Raw genomic sequence first — 17,808 nt, forward strand, 5'->3', positions numbered from 1 at the left:
CTCAGGCGCAACGCCAAGGTCCACGGCGTTGCACAGGCCGGAGCAAGCGCCAGCTTCGGCCGACAAACAGGAGACAGCGCATGACAACCAACAAGCCGCCAAGACTCGAATTGCGGCACGCGAGCAAGGCGTTCGGCCGCGTGCGCGCATTGGGCGACGGCAGCCTGCAACTCTTCGCGGGCGAAGTCCACGCGTTGCTCGGCGAAAACGGCGCGGGTAAATCCACGCTCGTCAAACTGCTCGCCGGCGTGTATCAGCCGGATGCAGGCGAGATTCTCGTCGATGGCGAACCGCGCCGCTTCGCCAATCCCGCCGAGGCACGCGATGCCGGTCTCGCCGTCATCTATCAGGAGCCGACGCTGTTCGCGGACCTTTCCATCGCGGAGAACATCTACATGGGCCGGCAGCCGCGCGACCGGCTCGGACGCATACGCTACGACGAAATGCATCGCGAAGTCGATGCGTTGCTCGCGTCGCTCGGCGTGAACCTGCGCGCGCAACGGCTCGTGCGCGGCTTGTCGATCGCGGACCAGCAAGTGGTCGAGATCGCCAAGGCGCTTTCGCTCGACGCGAACGTGCTCATCATGGACGAGCCCACCGCCGCGCTCTCGCTAACGGAAGTGGAGCGGCTCTTCGCCATCGTGCGTGCGCTGCGTGAGCGCGATGTCGCGATCCTCTTCATCACGCACAGGCTCGACGAAGTCTTCGCGCTGACGCAGCGCATGACCATCATGCGCGACGGCATGAAGGTCTACGACGCGCTCACCAGCGACATGACCATCGATGCCATCGTGAGCAAGATGGTCGGCCGCGATCTCGACACGTTCTATCCGAAGGCGGACGTGCAGCCCGGCGACGTGCGTCTCTCCGTCCGCAACCTGACGCGCGAAGGCGTATTCAAGAACATTTCCTTCGATGTCCGCGCAGGCGAGATCGTCGCGCTCGCGGGCCTCGTCGGCGCGGGACGCAGCGAAGTCGCGCGCGCCATCTTCGGCATCGATCCGGTCGATGGCGGCGAAGTGAAGATCGCGGGGAAGGCGCTCGCCCTCGGCCATCCGGCGGCAGCGGTGCGCGCGGGCCTCGCGCTCGTGCCGGAGGATCGCCGCGCGCAAGGGCTCGCGCTGGAACTGAGCATCGCGCGCAATGCATCGCTCACCGTGCTCGGCCGCTTGATGCGGCACGGGCTCATCTCCGCGAAAAGCGAATCGACGCTCGCCGCCGACTGGGGCAAGCGCCTGCGCCTCAAGGCCGGCGATCTCGATGCGCCCGTCGGCACGCTGTCGGGCGGCAATCAGCAGAAGGTCGTGCTTGGCAAGTGGCTCGCGACGAATCCGAAGGTGCTCATCATCGATGAACCGACGCGCGGCATCGACGTGGGCGCGAAAGCCGAGGTGTATCGCACGCTCGCCGAACTCGTGAAAGAGGGCATGGCCGTGCTGATGATTTCAAGCGAGCTGCCCGAAGTGCTCGGCATGGCGGACCGCGTGCTCGTCATGCACGAAGGCCGTATCAGCGCCGACATTGCTCGCGCCGATGCAAACGAAGAACGGGTGATGAGCGCCGCGTTGGGCGCATCGCCGCAAACCCTGGGACGCGCCGCATGATGACACGACACTCTCCCACCATGCCCGCGCTGCCTGCCGCCGAAACGAAACGCGAGAGTCTCGCGGGTTCGATCGCGAAGAGTCGCGAGCTCACGCTCTTCATCGTGCTGCTCGTGCTGATTGGCGCGACCGCTGCGGTGAAGCCGGACTTCCTGAATCTGCAGAATCTGCGTGACGTGCTGCTGAATGTGTCGATCATCGGCTTGCTGACGGCGGGCATGACGATCGTCATGCTGATGCGGCATATCGATCTGTCGGTCGCGTCGATTGTCGGCGTGAGCGCCTATGCGGTCGGCAGCCTCTTCGTGATGAACCCGCACATGCCGGTGATCGTCGCGATGTTCGCGGGCATGGGCGTCGGGCTCGTGATCGGCGCGGTGAACGGCGCGCTCGTCACCTTCGGGCGCGTGCCGTCGCTCGTCGCCACGCTCTCGACGCTGTATATCGTGCGCGGCGCGGACTACGCGTGGGTCCACGGCGGCCAGATCAACGCGACGAGTCTGCCGGATAGCTTCGCCTCGATCGCAACCGGATCGCTGCTCGGCGTGCCGAATCTCGTGTTGATCGCGCTCGTCGTGCTGATCGCGTTGTCGGTGTATCTAAAGCAGTATCGCGGCGGCCGCGAGCATTACGCCATCGGCTCGAACCCCGAAGCCGCGCGTCTCGCGGGCATTCGCGTGGACCGCCGCGTGATGATCGGCTTCCTGCTGTCCGGCGCGATCGCCGGCCTTGCGGGCGTGCTGTGGCTTGCGCGTTTCGGCACCGTCGATGCCAGCACGGCGAAGGGCATCGAGCTGCAGGTGGTCGCGGCGGCGGTGGTCGGCAGCGTTGCGATCACGGGCGGCGTCGGCACGGTGGCGGGCGCGACGCTTGGCGCGCTGGTGCTGGGCGTCATCAACATCGCGCTCGTGGTGTTGCGCGTGTCGCCGTTCTGGCAGCAGGCCATTCAAGGCGCGCTGATCGTCGCGGCGATCGCGCTGGATACGTTGCTCGCGCGCTCGGTCGCGCGCCGCATGATGAGGAAACGCGATCATGGCTAAACCCGACTCGGCTCTTTCCACGGCAAAACGCCGTCATCTGCAATGGGAGGCGATGCTCGCCATCGTGCTGGTCGTCTCGCTGATCGGCGGACGCGTGCTTTCGCCGATGTTCCTTTCCGGCGCGAACCTCTCGAACATGCTCGCCGATTTCACCGAGATCGCGCTGATCGCCTTGCCGATGACGCTCATCATCGTCGCGGCGGAAATCGATTTGTCGGTGGCGTCGGTGCTGGGCGTGTCGAGCGCGTTGATGGGCGTGCTTTGGCACATGGGCTTGCCGATGCCGCTCGTCATCGCCATCGTGCTCGTCGCGGGCACGATGGCCGGGCTGCTCAACGGGCTCGTGATCGTGCGCTTCAATCTGCCATCGCTTGCTGTCACCATCGGCACGCTAGCGCTGTTTCGGGGTCTCGCTTACGTGTTGCTCGGCGATCAGGCCATCGCGGACTTTCCGGCGTCGTACACGTCGTTTGGCATCGATACCATCGCGGATACCTTCCTGCCGATGCCCTTCGTTCTCGTGATCGCGGGCGCGCTCGTCTTCACGGTGCTGTTGCAGGCGACGCCGTTCGGCCGCAACCTCTTTGCCATCGGCGCGAACCCCACGGCCGCGCAGTTTTCGGGCATCGACGTGGCGAAGACCAAGATCAGGCTCTTCATGCTGTCCGGCGCGATGGCGGCGCTCGCGGGCATCGTCTATACGCTGCGTTTCACCAGTGCGCGCGGCGACAACGGCGAAGGCTTCGAGTTGTCCGTGATCGCGGCGGTGCTGTTTGGCGGCGTGAGCATCTTCGGCGGACGCGGGTCGATGATCGGCGTGCTGCTGTCGCTCGTGATCATCGGCGTGCTGCGCAATGCGCTGACCCTCGCGGATGTATCGAGCGAAACACTGACTATCGTGACCGGGGCGCTGCTGCTGTCCTCGGTGCTAATTCCCAATCTGGTCGCGCGCTGGCGGGCCGCGCGTGAAAGACGCTTCATGGCGCAGACGTCGTAGGTGTTGAGGGCTGGTCGAGGGTGCATTGAAGAACGTTGATAACCAGCGCAACGGTTTGTCCAAAGGCAAAACTCGCGCGCAATGACAGGAGACATACATGAAAAAACCGTATCGATTCTCACGCGGGCCGGTGCTCGCGGCGGCCTTGCTGGCCGCCACCGTGGCGCTTGCCGCAAGCGCCGCCGAGCTGAAGAGCGGGCTGAAGATCGCTTTCCTGCCCAAGCAGATCAATAACCCGTACGAAGTCATTGCCGATGACGGCGGCATGGCCGCGATCAAGGAGTTCAAGGGCGATGGCAAGGTCGTCGGCCCGTCGGATGCGGGCGCGTCGTCACAGGTGAGCTATATCAACACGTTGATCACGCAGCGGCAGAACGCCATCGTGATCGCCGCCAACGACGCCAACGCGGTCGTGCCGTATCTGAAAAAAGCGATGTCGCAGGGCATCAAGGTCGTGACTTTCGACTCGGACACCGCGCCCGACGGACGGCAGATTTTCGTGAATCAGGCCGAATCGGAAGCGATCGGACGTGGACAGATCCAGTTGCTGTCGAAGCTGATTGGCGGTGAAGGCGAATTCGCGATTCTCTCCGCGACGCCCAACGCGACCAATCAAAACACCTGGATCAAATGGATGCAGGACGAACTGAAGAAGCCGGAGTATTCGAAGATCAAACTCGTGAAGATCGCCTACGGCAACGATGACGATCAAAAATCATTCGTGGAGACGCAGGGCCTGTTGCAGGCTTATCCGAACCTGAAGGGAATCGTGGCGCCGACATCGGTGGGCATCGCGGCGGCGGCGCGTTATATCTCGAGTTCGCCAGCCAAGGGCAAGGTCACGGTGACGGGTCTCGGCACGCCGAACCAGATGCGCGCGTTCGTGAAGAACGGCACGGTCAAGGCGTTCCAGTTGTGGGACCCGGGTCAGTTGGGTTATCTCGCGGCGTACGCGGCGGCCAGTCTTGCGTCGGGCACGATCACGGGCAAGGAAGGCGATTCGTTCGAAGCCGGCAAGCTGGGCAAGCGGACCGTGGGAAAGAGCGGGGAAGTGATTCTCGGACCGCCTACGACGTTCGATTCGGCGAATATCGATAACTTCAATTTCTGAGGTCGAAAGGGTAGTGGGAATGAGAGGTTGGCCCCGCGGTCGCGGGGCTTTTTTATTCGCGTATGCAAATGGGTCATCCACGAAACTATCCACAGTTTCTGTTGAAAGCCCTGTGGATAGCCGCTGCGTGACCCATCCAACGCATTGATCCGCAAAGGCTTTCCTGAGGATGGCGATTGCGCGTCAAGATCAGCGTAAGGGCTGCCCGTCCCTGAGCACTTGAATGGCCGTGGCCGATTCGAATTGCGCATGCACCATATCTCCGGACTTCAAGCCGTCAAGCGATAAGTCCGGCGCGACCGCAAGCGTCACCGTGTGGGTCGGGCCGCGTAGCGTGATCTCGCGCTTTTTCTTGTCGATGTGCTGAATCGTCGCCAGTATCTCCACCGTTCGCGCCTGCGCCGTCACGCCGTTCGTCGCCGGAACGGTCGCTTGCGTGTCGACGCGCTCACGAATCGCACCCGGCTTCGCCTTGACCGCGCGCATCAGCACGGCGTTGCGATACTCGATGTTCACCGTGTCGCCTATCTTGAGCTTCTTGACATCGGCGACCTGCGGATTGACGGCAACTTCCACGACGCGCCCCGCCGGCCCTTTTAGCGCGACGCTGTTCGTCACCGGGTCGATGCCAACCACATGCGCCTGCACTTGCGCCACCGCCGCCCCGGCTCGCGCTTGCGGTTCCGACGCGGCATCCTGCGCCGCAGCCGGCAAAGCCGAGCCACAAGCAAGCGCGACGAGTGCGCATCCGATCCATGAACTGCCTGCACGACGCGAAGTTCGAAGCATGGTCATCTCCTTTGATATGTGAACATCACCGGCATCAGCGTCGCGACTTCGACAGCAGATGCCCAAGCCCGAGATTGGTCGCGATCTGCCACACATAGACGCGCGAATAACGCACGCCGAAGCGCCGCTCGATCAGTTCGCGCAGACGCGAGTTGGTCCACGCGTCGCTCGCAAAACCATGCACGCGCGCCGGGCCCTGCAAGGCGGCCGCGATCCATTCGAGCGCCTCGCGGTCCAGCACCGATACCCGTCCGCCCACGCCCATTTTCGCGAGCTCGTCGAGCCCGCCATCGGACACGATTGCCTTGTAACGCTTCACCGTCTGCAAGGACAGATGCAGATGCTCCGCCACGGCCTGCACCGATGCCCCTTCGAGCAACATGCGCCCGGCTGTCATGCGCCGCTCGACGCTCGGCAGGGTAGTGGGCCGGGGCAACATGGCGCTCCTCGTTCGATACGCGTTTCGCGGACGCTATACGTCAGCCGCGATGCAAGGCGAGGCCTGAGCGCGTGCTCCGCTTCCTCGTCTGTCGATGCAGCTGCCAATCAGTTTCGGTTTCGGTATCGTGGCGCGCGAGGCGTCGGTAAGCGTTCATGCGTTCCCCCTGTCGAGCAAAGACTGCGGGACCTGTTCGGCGTACTTGCGGTGTACTAACGGTGTGCTGGATGTAACGATGAAGTGTTCGCGAAACGGCGGCGCTTTCAGGAAAGCCGGGTACTGGTCACCACCAATAAACGTTTTCCGCCGCGAAAGGGAACCATCGTCGAAATTTTTTAGGCTTGATTATTCGCGATGAATTGCCTATGCGCGAGGCTTCGCACGCGCCGAGCCGCGCAATTGCATGCGTGTGCGTTTCGAGTGTGCACGGCCGGTCGGCAAATGCGGGCGCGATTAACCACGCCGTCTTTGCGAAAAACCGGCGCGCGCAGAAGCGCGCGGAGCATTCCGCTTGCATGGCCTGAGGTGACAATGACGAAGGCGAAACGCCCATGCCTTACGAATCGCGCTAAATGACTACGCATAATGATGGCGTTTATTGGCCACCGTGCATGCGTATCCGAAAGGCGGGGAAACGAGGAAGGGCGTTACACGCGATAAAACTCGATATCCTGACCGGCATGCACGGCGCGCTTCAGCCATTCGGGCATGTCGCCCAGGCCGTCCCACGTATCGCCGCTGGCGTTACGGAAAATCGGCGCTGCGCCGTCTCCGGATTGCGGCAGTGACGGCAATTGCGGCATGGCCCGAGCTGGCTTCGCCGTACCGTTGGCGCCGTTGGTCTTGGTAAAGGTAGGCGGCGGTTCGGCCGCTGGCGCGTCGGCCAATGCTTCGGCCAGCGCGCCTTCCGTAATGCCGAACTCGACCATCCGGCTGCGTAAATACGCGATGATGCTGTCTCGCTTTCTTTCGTCCACGGCTTTCCTGATTCAGCTTTTTGATTTGCGAAAGACGAACCGATGCCCCGCGCGGACCGGGGCGGCTCGATGACTAGGTTTGATATGTTTTATCCAGCGTGACGCACAGTGAAACGTGCGTCAATTAGTGTATTTACCGCAGACCGCGCTTATCCCATCACACGCGCCGCCCACACCGATTAATGTCCCCGCTGTGTCGGCTATATAACAGTAATACCGGCTTCGGACATTGGCTCGTGCGGGAATCGCCATGACGGACGCACGACTATAGTGCGCGCGGGAGGTCACGTCGGGAGGCTACGAACTGCGGGAAAGCGACACTCGAACCGCCCGGTTTCCCGAACGGCTGATGCGTCGCCTGAACGCTATTGTATGCTGCTTGCGCCAACTATTAAATTGTTTTAACGACTATGTTGTTCACCCGGCAATTCCGCACCGTGCGCGCGAATTGCCGCAATCAGTTCGGCGGGCGTAATTTCATAACGAACTTCACGATGAATACCCGGCTTGCGCTCGTCGATCTCGATCAACAGAACAGCCTTGCCGTCGGATGCGGGTTCGAGCCGCAGCGAACGCACTTCCTGGCCGCTCGATTCATCGTATTCCGTCAGGAGCGTCATGGCGCCCGTGGCGGCGCTTTTCGGCATCGACATTCTTCCTCCCGTCTTGCGACGTATTTGTTGTTGTCTTGCCGCGCCTCCTCTCTCATGCACGAATTTCGGGCGCACGACGAAGGCAGACACGGCGGATAAGCAGATGCAAAGCGCGCACGCGCCCCGCCTGTCTCATTATTGCCTGTCAAAAAGCGCGCGCGTAAAGCGTAGGGGCTTTCCCGAGTGTCGTGCGGCCTTCGTCGTTGCGCCGATTCAACCGCCGGCGGCAATCGAATCGCGTACTTCCGCCGTGATCTCGAACGAGCGCAGACGCGCCCGATGATCGAAGATCTGCGCCGTGACGATCAACTCGTCGGCCTGAGTCTGCTCGATCACCGAGCGCAAACCCGCTTCGACATCCGCACGCGCGCCGACCACCGAACACGCGAGCGACCGCTCGACGCCTGCGCGCTCGCCCTCGCTCCACGCGATCTGGTCGACGGGCGGCGGCAACTGGCCGGGCGTGCCGCGCCGCAAATTGATGAACTGCTGCTGCAGCGAGGTAAATAGAAAGAGGGCTTCATCGACGGTATCGGCGGCGAAGACGTTCACGCCGACCATCGCGTGAGGCTTCTTGAGCGTCGCCGATGGCCGGAATTGCGTGCGATACACCTCCAGCGCGGTCAGCAGATAATCCGGCGCGAAATGCGACGCGAACGCGAACGGCAGCCCGAGCGCCGCCGCCAGTTGCGCGCTGAAGAGCGACGAGCCGAGCAGCCAGATGGGCACATGAAGACCGGCGCCGGGCACTGCGCGCACGCGTTGTCCCTCGACGGGATCGGCGAAAAAACGCTGCAGTTCGACGACGTCGTCGGGGAAGGAGTCGGCGCTGCCTTGCAAGTCGCGACGCAGCGCGCGAGCCGTGGTCTGGTCGGTGCCGGGCGCGCGTCCGAGGCCCAAGTCGATACGTCCCGGAAACAGCGACGCGAGCGTGCCGAACTGTTCGGCGATGACGAGCGGCGCGTGATTCGGCAGCATGATGCCGCCCGAGCCGACGCGAATGGTCTTGGTGCCCGCCGCGATATGGCCGATCACGACCGCCGTCGCCGCGCTGGCAATGCCCGTCATGTTGTGATGCTCGGCGAGCCAGTAGCGGTTATAGCCCCAGCTTTCCGCGTGACGGGCGAGGTCGAGCGAATGCGCGAAGGCGTCGGAGGCGGTCGAGCCGAGCGGAATCGGTGAGAGGTCGAGAAGCGAGAAGGGGATCATTGCGACGTTCCGGATGCGTGGGACGGCGAGAAGCGTGGCCGTCAGCGTTCAGGCCCGGCTGGCGGACAAGCCGCGCCGGCGCCTCGCGTTTAAAAGTCGATTGTGACGAATGTGCGGGATTCTTGCCGAAGCGATCAGGCGAGCCGCGGATAGCCTTGCGCGATGGCATCGCGTTCGAGGTCGAGAATCGGCGCGTAGTCGGCGCGCGTGGGGCGCACGAAGCCGTCGAGCCGCAGCCGTTGCGCAAGCGCGGGATGGTCGCGTACGGAATCCGCGAGCGCGGCGGCGAGCCGCTCGATGCCGTCTTGCGGAACCCGCTTCGAGGCGATGAAAGGCAGCGCGGGCGAACTCGCCGTCACGCCGATTTCCCTGACGCCTTCGGCTAGTTCCGGCACATGTTCGCGCACGTAAGCAAAGGTCACGCAGTCGATGGCGGCGACATCCGCGCTTCGGTCCGTCGCGAGCGCTTGAAGCGAAGCCAGATGCCCGCCGCTTCGCTCGACCGATGCGAAGAAGCGGCCCTCGCGGGCCAGCGGCGCGACCGCGTGACGCAAGAAGTTCATGCCGCTGTTGGAGTCGTCGCTGTTGTAGATGGCTCTGAGGCCGCGACAGTCGGCGAGCGTCGTCGCTTGCGTGTGCTTTCCGGCGACGATCGCGCTGCGATAGCTGCCGTTCGCGCAGCCGGGGACATCGAAATTGGGCGTGGCGACGAGTTGCACGCGGCCTTCGAGCGCGTGAACGAGCGGATAACCGCAGGTTTGCGACAAGAGCAGATCGTCGCGTTGCCAGAAAGTGGTGAGATCCGCACCCGGATCGACGATGTCGAGCGTGTCAGCGCGTTCGTCCAGCCAGTCTGTCACCCGCGCTTTCACGTCCGTCAGCAGCGCGCGCCAGTCGGCAGCCAGCGCGGGCGTGACGTTGTACATCGGAAGGGCGGTGATCCATTGCATGGGCGAGCTTTGCGAGAAGCGAGAGCGCTCTATCGTACAGGGCGGCTCGACCGCAGGCCGAGCTACGAAACCTTCGCCGAGCGCGGATCACGCGTGGACGCCGCAGCCCTGACCAGCACCGGCTGCCCGAAGCGCTTGGCCGCGCCGCGTTGCATCGCGTTCGTGCGCGTCGTGACGGCGGTATCGGCGATCCATTCCACCGGCGCGCGCGTCCCGCCCGCGAACGGATGCACTGGTGAAACCGCGCGCGCGAACGCATGCTTTTTGATCCACTCGCCGTACCCGCGCACGACAAATCCGCCATTGCTCGCGCCGTACGCTTCGCGCCGCTGCCGATACACCGCGCCCAGCGCAAACCACGGCACGCCGGGCAAGTCGTGATGCACCGAATGATAATTGTTGTTCAGAAACAGCAGTCGCCAAGGCCACGCCGCCTCGTTAAGAACGGTGCGTTCGCGGGCATCGCCTTCCGCGCGATGCTCCTGAAACGATCGCACCGAAGCCAGCGCCAGCGATGCATAGCCGACGCCGAACAGAAACGCGCGCCACGGAATGCCGCAACGGGCATCGAGCCACCATGCAAGCGCGGCAAGCGACGCTGCGTGCACGAGCCAGCTCGCGACGATCCGCCATTGACCTAGCGCGACCGCCTGCGCGGCTTCGCGCCACGAGGCGGCGATCGAGAACCATGGACCGATCAGCACGCGGCCCAAGAACGTATTGCGGGCAGCGAGGGCCGCGCGCAATACGACGCCCGCATTGGCCCACTGCTCCGGCGTGACGTAATAGCTTTCCGGGTCGCGGCCGGGCTCGGTCAGATGCGCGTCGTCGTGATGACGCAGATGCGAGTCGCGATACACCGCATACGGAAACCACACGGCGAGCGGCGCCAGGCCGAAAAGCATGTTGACGAGCGGCCAGCGCGTGGGATGTCCATGCAGCAGTTCGTGCTGCAGCGACATGTACCAGCACGAGAGCACCGCGAGCAGCGTGAGCGTGACCGGCAAGCCGAGCGTGCGCGCATGGAGCGCCACGCCGAACCAGCCGCTGTACACCGCGACGATCACGAGCCACGTCGGCCACGCGCTGCGCCAACGCCACGTCGCGCGTTGTTCCTGAAGTTGCTCGCGTTGCGCGTCGTCGAGATAGCGGGGCATGGCGAAAGTCGGGATAAGCGAAGTGCCATCCTAGCTGCGCGCTTCGATGCGCCCAACCAATGAATCCGCCTATGTTTTCCCCGCTCAGCGAATAGGAATAGGCAAAAAGTCATATATGCGGCAGGTCACGTGATTGCCGGTGAACGCGCCGAACGCGCGGGAGTGGCCGCGCCGATTATTGGCCGCCCATCGAAGCGCGGTATCCTTTGACCCTTTGTGGCCCCAAATCCACCGACATGTCCCGATTTCACGACAGAGACGCCAACCCGAGTCACAGCGCGGGCATCGAGACTGCCGGGCGAATGGGCGCTTTCAGTCTGCGACGCAAGTCGACGCGCATGTTTGCCGGGCTCATCGTCTTCAATGTGCTCGCGTGGCTCTGGGCGCTCGTCGCGTTCCGGCACTATCCGGTGCTGCTCGGCACGTCGCTGCTGGCGTATTCGCTCGGACTGCGCCATGCCGTGGATGCCGATCACATCGCCGCCATCGATAACGTCACGCGCAAGATGATGCAGCAGGGTAAGCGTCCGCTTGGCGTCGGCATCTTCTTTTCGCTCGGCCATTCGACGGTCGTCGTGGTGGCGAGCGCGCTCATTGCCGCGACCGCGTTCGCCGTGCAGGGCCGCTTTGCGCAGTATCGTGAGATCGGCGGGGTGATCGGGACGTCCGTCTCCGCCCTTTTTCTCTTCGCCATCGCGGCGATGAATCTGTTCGTGCTGCGCGGCGTCTGGCGCGCATTCGGGCGCGTGCGTCGCGGCGAAGCATGGCGCGACGACGACGCCGATCTGCTGATGGCGGGCGGCGGACCGATCGCGCGCATCGCCCGGCCGCTTTTCCGCCTCATCAGTCGAAGCTGGCATATGTATCCGCTCGGCTTTCTCTTCGGACTCGGTTTCGACACAGCGACCGAGATCGGCCTCATGGGTATCGCCGCCGCGGAAGCCGCGCGCGGCATGCCGGTGTGGTCGATCCTCGTGTTTCCGGTGCTTTTCACCGCGGGCATGTCGCTCATCGATACCGCCGACAGCATGCTCATGGTCGGCGCCTATGGCTGGGCTTTCATGAAGCCGATCCGCAAGCTCTACTACAACCTCACGGTCACGCTGGTCTCGGTGCTGATCGCGGTGCTGATAGGCGGCATCGAAGCGCTCGGGTTGATCGCCGACCGGTTGCAACTGAAGGGCGGACTGTGGGACGCGGTCGCCGTGCTTTCCGAACACTTCGGCGCGTTTGGTTATGCAATCGTCGGTCTCTTCGCCGCGTGCTGGCTTATCTCAGCGCTGATCTACAAGTGGCGCGGCTATGATTCGCTCGATGGCGGCATCGTCCGCTAGAAAATGTCTTCAAACTGACTCGTCGGGCATTCTTTCTGCTTGAAAGCTTCGCCGCCGCTCATCCGATCCCTGCATCGAGCGGCTTTCAGGGAGAAAAACATGTCACAGCCGAAACCCGGCGCGCAGCAAGAAGAAACATCCACCGAAGCTTCTCCCAAGGAAAGTTCCGCTGGCGCACAGTCGCCCAACCTCGATAACGCCGAGCGTGAACAGGCGGCCGAGCATTCGACGCCGCATGCGCTCGTCGTTCATGAAATCGTCCGCGAAGAAGGCGAGGCGGCGATGGAGCGGACCTTCGGCGCGCTGATGTGGTCGGCGCTTGCCGCCGGCCTTTCGATGGGTTTCTCGTTTCTCGTCCAGGCGATTCTCGAAAGCTCGTTACCGGAGACGAGTTGGCGTTCGCTCGTGTCGAGCTTCGGCTATACGATCGGTTTCGTGTTCGTCGTGCTCGGACGCCAGCAGTTGTTCACCGAGAGCACGCTGACCGCTGTGTTGCCGGTGCTCACGCGCCGCGATATGAAGACGCTGTTCAAGACACTGCGGCTTTGGGCGATCGTGCTCGTCTTCAACCTTGTCGGCACGGCAATTTTCGCGGGCATTCTGCAGATCAAGGGCGTCTTCTCGCCGGAAGTCACCGAAGCGCTCGCCCACGTCGCCGAGATGCCGTTTTCCGCCGACTTCGGCGTGACGCTCGTGCGCGGCGTGTTTTCGGGATGGCTGATCGCGTTGATGGTCTGGCTGCTGCCGAGCGCGCGCTCGGCGCGGCTGCTGACTATTCTGATCGTCACCTACACGGTTGCCGTGAGCAAGCTGACGCACGTGATCGCGGGATCGGTGGAAGCGGCCTATGCGGTGATGATCGGCGCGGCGAGTATCGGCGATTACTTTCTGGTCTTTATGATTCCGACCGTGATCGGCAATATGCTCGGCGGGATATCGCTCGTGGCGATCGTGAATCACGCGGCCATTGCGCCGGAAATCGAGGGAACGCCGCAAGGCGAGAAGTAACGGATAGGCGGCACAGGGCGCTGGATAACCGGCAACGCCCTGGTCGCTATCCGACCACACGCCTTATTTATTGTTGCCAGCTCCCGTGCCGTATAGACCGTTGTTGAACCCGCCCGCGCCATCGGTCTTGTGATCCTTGCCGGCGCTGGGGCCTCGCGCCGCGCCCGCCGCATCCTTCGATTGCGGCTTTTGCGACTCATGCACCGTCACGCCCGCCGGATTCGCACGCGAAGTCGAATCCGAGGCGCGACTGTCTTGCGAGTCGGAGCCGGAGCCCTGGACGATCTGCGCAAAGCCGTAAGGGCTGAACACCGTCGTGCCGATGGCAACGATAGCAGCGACCATCTTCGAGGTGCGGTGTGATGTGTTGGACATGGCGTTCCCTGTATGAATCGATGACCTTTCATCGAGCAGGAACGATGCCCGGCAGTGAGCACCGGGAACCCCTCGCGCAGCTTTCGCGTGAACGGATATGACAATAGCGCGCGCCGCAGCGCGGAATTTCGCGCCGCCCGGCGCGAGTGGCGAAAGCGGTTTTTAGGCCGCTTTCGCCCACAGCCTGTTCGTGGATTTCTTGCGGCTTCCCGGGCCGCTCGGCCCTTTGCTGCTCACGGAATCGAGCGCCGTCGAAAGCGCTTCGATGCGCTGCTTCTGCGCCGGCACGAGCGCGAATCCCGCCGATACCGCCGCAAGCCGCTCGCGCCAATAGTCCACGTTGAGCGTGCCGGAAGACTGGTTGTTCATCGTGCGAAGCTGCGCGACTGCGCGCTCGATATGCTGAAGTTCGAGATCCGCCATGGCCGAGGGCAAGAGACTGCCCTTGGTCTCACTTTTCTTTTTTTTCATTTGTGGTCTTCCTCTCGGCAGGCAAGCGCGCGATGAATTCGCTCATCGTTGCGCTACGCCGTGGCCGCTTCACCCCGTACCCCGATCACCCACGCCGGTTCTAGTCGAACCGTCGTGAGCGCCCCTTACTCGTCTTTGTTTTCACGACGCGTGCGGCGACGACATCCCCATGTCAACGCCTTGCGAATCGTTGAAAAAATAGTCGCAAACGGCGAGGCGGCGCTCCGTCTGGCATCGCACATTCAAGCAGGCGCGGTGCGGCGCTATGTGCGCTGCGCCGCGCAAAGGGCTGATGAGATTCGGAAGGATGCGGGACTACCCGCGAAGACGAAATCGCTACTCGGACGCGCGCTTGCCGCTGCGGCTGATCTGCGCTTCGAGCGCCTCGTCGAGCTTGCTGACCTTGCGCGGCTTGCCGGGCTCGCGCGCGTTGACGAAGGCGACGAAATCGTCCATTGGCATTGGCTCGGAGATCTTGCGCGAGCCTTCCGCCGATCGTTCGATTAGATAGAAGTAGCCGCCGGGCATGGAGACGGCCGCATAGTGCACGTTGCCGCTACGCGTTTTAAGCCGTTCGACGGCGTTGATGGCTTTGGTCGAGCGCATTTGGACTCAGGGCGCGCACTTCTTGCCAGCGCCTTCGATCCAAAGATTCGATGCGTGGCGCTCGCCGGGATAAAAGCGGTACGTGGTCTCGCCGTTGTCGTAGCGGACCTTGACGACGTTAGAATCGCCGAATTCGAGCATGGTGCCCTGCGGGATTGGCGTCGACTTGTATTTGGTGTCGTGCTTCTTTGCTTCGTCGGTGATGCACTGGACGATTTCGCCGACCCGGTTATCCGTGGATGCGGCTTCGACTTCGGGTTGCCCGGCATCGGCGTTATGAAAACGGCCGCACGCGGTAATGAGCAAAGGCAGCGCTAGCGCCGCGACAAATTTCTTCATGAGTCTCCCGAATGACCGTTGTTCTCTGCGAACCCGCATTAGAGCACAGGGCCTTTACAGTTCGATAAGGCGGACATGCGGCAAGGTTCGCGCTCGATGATTGGGCAGCAAAGTGCGCGCCCGCTCAAGCATCCGGCGGCACGCCCAGCAATGGCAACGTCGCGCCGACGATGCCAGAGAACACCGGCCCCGCCACTGTCCCGCCGTAATACGTCGTGCCCGACGGCTCATCGATCATTACCGCGACGATCACGCGTGGATCGCTCATCGGCGCGATGCCGACGAACGACGCGCGATACTTGTTCGCCGCATACGACCGCCCGATCTGCTTCCTCGCCGTGCCGGTCTTGCCGCCCACGCGATAGCCTTCGACCGCGGCGGCGCGGCCGGTGCCGTTCGGTCCCATCGCCATTTCCAGCATGTTGCGCACGGCCTTCGCGGTGGCGGGCTTCGTGACCTGCAACGGGTCGCGGCGCGTTTCGCCCTGAATCAGCGTGGCTGCGTGAAAGCGCCCGTCGCCGGCATAGGCCGTATAGATTTGCGCAATCTGCACGAGCGACAGCGACATGCCGTAGCCATAAGCCATGGTCGCCTGCTCGATCGGCTTCCAGCGCTCGGGCGCGCGCAACCTGCCGACCGCCGCGCCCGGAAAAGTCAGCTCCGGCGCGCGGCCGATGCCGTAATCGCGGTACTTGTCCCAGATGGTCTGCGCGGGAATCTGCAGCGCGAGCTTCGTGAGCGCGACGTTGCTCGACATCTGCACCGCCTCCGACACGGTGATGACGCCGTGATTCGACGTATCGTGGATCACGTTCGGGCCGATCTTGAGCGTGCCGGGCGACGTATCGATGCGCGTCTCCGGCCGCGTCTTGCCGAGGTCGATGGACAACGCGGCGACCAGCGGCTTGATGGTGGAGCCGGGCTCGAAGGTATCGGTGAGCGCGCGATTGCGCAGTTGCTCTCCGGTCAAATGGCTGCGGTCGTTCGGATCGAAGGTCGGATAGTTGGCGAGCGCGAGCACTTCGCCGGTCTTGGCGTCGAGCACGACGACACTGCCCGCGCGCGCCCGATGCTTCGCAATCGCCGCCTTCAGATGCGTATGCGCAAGCTGCTGAATGCGCCGGTCGATGGTGAGCGCAATGGTCTCGCCGTTTTGCGGCAAGTCGGGCTCGCCGATCTGCGAGATCACGCGCCCGAGCCGGTCGCGAATCACTTCGCGCTGACCCGCTTCGCCTGTCAGACGCGCGTTCGCCGCGAGTTCCACGCCTTCCTGACCGTTGTCCTCGTTGTCGGTGAAGCCGACGATATGCGCCGCCGATTCGCCTTCCGGATAAAAGCGCTTGGTGTCCGGCACGAGCGTGATGCCCGCGCGCCCAATCTGCGCGATCTTCTCCGCTGTCTCGGCCTCCACTTGCCGCCGGAGCAACACGAAGCTGCGTCCGGTTTCGACGCGTCTTTGCAAATCGCGCGCGGGCATGCCGAGCAGTTGGGCAATGTCGTCGCCGCGCGTGCCATCGAAGAGTTTCGGGCTTGCCCAGACTTCATACGTCGACAGGCTGACGGCGAGCATGGCGCCGTGACGGTCCACTATCTTTCCGCGCGTCGCCTGCAAGGAGAGCGTGCGCTGATAGCGCTTCTGACCTTCGCCGATATAGAACTCGCGGTCGACCACCTGCACCCACGCCGCTCGTCCGGCGAGCGCGGAAAAAGCCGCGGCAAGGCCGATCACCACGAGTTGCGAACGCCACGCGGGCAACTGCCGCGCGAGCATCGTACTGCGATGATGAGTCTGAAAATCGCTGCCGCCGCGCGTCTTTTTCTTGAGCATCGTGGTCTCGTGCGTGTGCTGGGAGTGGGATCGGCGTTGCGCTCGATGCGTTACGGAAGCCGCGCGAGCGCGCCATCGAGATCGGCGGCATCCGGCAGACGAATGGCGAACTCGTCCGACAGCACACGCCTTAGTTCTTCTATCGTCTTCAGTTCGCGATGACTGGTGCCTTCGCGGTCGTCGTGCACGCTCAGGCGCCGGTTGAAAAGCCCGTAACGCTTGCCGGGCGCAAGACGTGCCGCGAGCAGGTTGTTCACGAAGACGGAACTCGGGTAAGTCGACACGAAATGGTTCGACATCTCGTAGTCGACGTCGTATTGCGGATCGAGGTCGAAGCGATAGACCGGCTTCCAGTCGCCGTCGATATAGGCGTTCAGGATGTAGCCCGGCAGCATGGTTCCGGTTTCGATGCCGTCGAGCCGGAACGCGCCATGAGGCGTGATCTGTTCAAGCCCGGACTTGAGCGCGAGCGGCGCGGAGAGCGTCATGCCGCCGAAACCGACATCCGTGAGGAAGGGACCTTCGTCGAGATCGACGATCAGCAGCATGTGGGCACGCGGCGGCATGGCGGGATCGTCGCGGCCCCACAGCACACGTCCCGCGTAACCTCGCGCGCGAAAACCGAGCGCTTCTAGTACCCTGCGGAACAGCAGATTGTGTTCGTAACAATAGCCGCCGCGCGCATTGGTCACGAGCTTGCGCTGAACCGAGGCAAGATCTAGGCGAACGGGACGGCCGAGCAGGACATCGAGATTTTCGAACGGGATGGCTTGCGGGTGCAGCGCATGCAGGGCGCGCAGTGTTTCGAGCGTGGCCGCCGTATGCTGCGTTTGTTCGTAGCCGATGCGTTTGTAATAGGCGGGCAGGTCGATCTTGGTATCGTCGGCATTCATGTGAGGTCCGTGTCGCATTGATGGTTGA

At 63.3% G+C, this 17,808-nt stretch carries 19 protein-coding genes; 6 read left to right on the forward strand and 13 right to left on the reverse strand.

Features of this window, described 5'->3' with window-relative positions; genetic code table 11:
- Positions 1-80 precede the first annotated feature (80 nt).
- The 4 genes from P9250_RS11325 to rhaS all read left to right on the forward strand — a co-directional run bounded on the left by P9250_RS11325 (position 81) and on the right by rhaS (position 4,752).
- Entirely contained in the window at positions 81-1,604 is a 1,524-nt protein-coding gene (locus P9250_RS11325) for a sugar ABC transporter ATP-binding protein (RefSeq protein WP_244828413.1), read from the forward strand.
- Positions 1,604-2,644, forward strand: a complete 1,041-nt coding sequence (locus P9250_RS11330; protein ID WP_409014896.1) for an ABC transporter permease — start codon at positions 1,604-1,606, stop codon at positions 2,642-2,644. Before P9250_RS11325 ends, P9250_RS11330 begins: the two co-directional genes overlap by 1 nt.
- Entirely contained in the window at positions 2,637-3,641 is a 1,005-nt protein-coding gene (locus tag P9250_RS11335) for an ABC transporter permease (RefSeq protein WP_310393046.1), read from the forward strand. Before P9250_RS11330 ends, P9250_RS11335 begins: the two co-directional genes overlap by 8 nt.
- A 97-nt stretch (positions 3,642-3,738) precedes the next feature.
- The gene (rhaS, locus tag P9250_RS11340) at positions 3,739-4,752 is read left to right on the forward strand and encodes a rhamnose ABC transporter substrate-binding protein (RefSeq protein WP_244828410.1); all 1,014 of its coding nucleotides are present in this window, start codon (positions 3,739-3,741) and stop codon (positions 4,750-4,752) included.
- Positions 4,753-4,941: 189 nt separating this feature from the next.
- Here the strand turns inward: rhaS and P9250_RS11345 are convergent, their stop codons facing one another.
- The 7 genes from P9250_RS11345 to P9250_RS11375 all read right to left on the reverse strand — a co-directional run bounded on the left by P9250_RS11345 (position 4,942) and on the right by P9250_RS11375 (position 10,926).
- The gene (locus P9250_RS11345; RefSeq protein ID WP_244828408.1) at positions 4,942-5,541 is read right to left on the reverse strand and encodes a hypothetical protein; all 600 of its coding nucleotides are present in this window, start codon (positions 5,539-5,541) and stop codon (positions 4,942-4,944) included.
- A gap of 34 nt (positions 5,542-5,575) precedes the next feature.
- Positions 5,576-5,980 carry a helix-turn-helix domain-containing protein gene (locus P9250_RS11350; RefSeq protein ID WP_244828407.1) on the reverse strand — a complete coding sequence of 135 codons (405 nt, stop codon included), beginning with the start codon at positions 5,978-5,980 and terminating at the stop codon, positions 5,576-5,578.
- Positions 5,981-6,627: 647 nt separating this feature from the next.
- Complete coding sequence (locus P9250_RS11355; protein ID WP_244828406.1) at positions 6,628-6,957, reverse strand: H-NS family nucleoid-associated regulatory protein; 330 nt, start codon at positions 6,955-6,957, stop codon at positions 6,628-6,630.
- 401 nt (positions 6,958-7,358) lie between these two features.
- Entirely contained in the window at positions 7,359-7,610 is a 252-nt protein-coding gene (locus P9250_RS11360) for a hypothetical protein (protein ID WP_370652151.1), read from the reverse strand.
- 213 nt (positions 7,611-7,823) lie between these two features.
- Positions 7,824-8,819, reverse strand: a complete 996-nt coding sequence (locus P9250_RS11365; protein ID WP_250493262.1) for a luciferase-like monooxygenase — start codon at positions 8,817-8,819, stop codon at positions 7,824-7,826.
- A gap of 134 nt (positions 8,820-8,953) precedes the next feature.
- Positions 8,954-9,769 (reverse strand): PhnD/SsuA/transferrin family substrate-binding protein, encoded by an 816-nt coding sequence (locus P9250_RS11370; RefSeq protein ID WP_310393049.1) that lies wholly within the window; start codon positions 9,767-9,769, stop codon positions 8,954-8,956.
- 62 nt (positions 9,770-9,831) lie between these two features.
- Positions 9,832-10,926 carry a fatty acid desaturase gene (locus tag P9250_RS11375; protein ID WP_310393051.1) on the reverse strand — a complete coding sequence of 365 codons (1,095 nt, stop codon included), beginning with the start codon at positions 10,924-10,926 and terminating at the stop codon, positions 9,832-9,834.
- 302 nt (positions 10,927-11,228) lie between these two features.
- Here P9250_RS11375 and P9250_RS11380 point away from each other — a divergent pair, with 302 nt between their 5' ends.
- Complete coding sequence (locus P9250_RS11380; protein WP_310394132.1) at positions 11,229-12,260, forward strand: HoxN/HupN/NixA family nickel/cobalt transporter; 1,032 nt, start codon at positions 11,229-11,231, stop codon at positions 12,258-12,260.
- 99 nt (positions 12,261-12,359) lie between these two features.
- Positions 12,360-13,268, forward strand: coding sequence for a formate/nitrite transporter family protein (locus P9250_RS11385; protein WP_244828402.1), 909 nt, complete (start codon positions 12,360-12,362; stop codon positions 13,266-13,268).
- A 63-nt stretch (positions 13,269-13,331) separates the two neighbouring features.
- On the opposite strand, the gene P9250_RS11390 is transcribed toward P9250_RS11385, so the two are convergent.
- The 6 genes from P9250_RS11390 to P9250_RS11415 all read right to left on the reverse strand — a co-directional run bounded on the left by P9250_RS11390 (position 13,332) and on the right by P9250_RS11415 (position 17,780).
- Positions 13,332-13,643 (reverse strand): beta-xylosidase, encoded by a 312-nt coding sequence (locus P9250_RS11390; RefSeq protein ID WP_250493265.1) that lies wholly within the window; start codon positions 13,641-13,643, stop codon positions 13,332-13,334.
- Positions 13,644-13,805: 162 nt separating this feature from the next.
- Positions 13,806-14,114 carry a hypothetical protein gene (locus tag P9250_RS11395; RefSeq protein WP_244828399.1) on the reverse strand — a complete coding sequence of 103 codons (309 nt, stop codon included), beginning with the start codon at positions 14,112-14,114 and terminating at the stop codon, positions 13,806-13,808.
- A gap of 336 nt (positions 14,115-14,450) precedes the next feature.
- Positions 14,451-14,720 (reverse strand): hypothetical protein, encoded by a 270-nt coding sequence (locus tag P9250_RS11400; protein ID WP_310393054.1) that lies wholly within the window; start codon positions 14,718-14,720, stop codon positions 14,451-14,453.
- A 6-nt stretch (positions 14,721-14,726) separates the two neighbouring features.
- Positions 14,727-15,059 (reverse strand): hypothetical protein, encoded by a 333-nt coding sequence (locus tag P9250_RS11405; protein WP_250509951.1) that lies wholly within the window; start codon positions 15,057-15,059, stop codon positions 14,727-14,729.
- A gap of 124 nt (positions 15,060-15,183) precedes the next feature.
- The gene (locus P9250_RS11410; protein WP_310393057.1) at positions 15,184-16,887 is read right to left on the reverse strand and encodes a penicillin-binding protein 2; all 1,704 of its coding nucleotides are present in this window, start codon (positions 16,885-16,887) and stop codon (positions 15,184-15,186) included.
- 50 nt (positions 16,888-16,937) lie between these two features.
- On the reverse strand, positions 16,938-17,780 hold the full coding sequence (locus P9250_RS11415) for an arylamine N-acetyltransferase (protein WP_250466790.1): 843 nt from the start codon (positions 17,778-17,780) through the stop codon (positions 16,938-16,940).
- Positions 17,781-17,808 lie beyond the last annotated feature (28 nt).

Source organism: Caballeronia sp. LP006 (genome assembly GCF_031450995.1).
Taxonomy (GTDB): domain Bacteria; phylum Pseudomonadota; class Gammaproteobacteria; order Burkholderiales; family Burkholderiaceae; genus Caballeronia.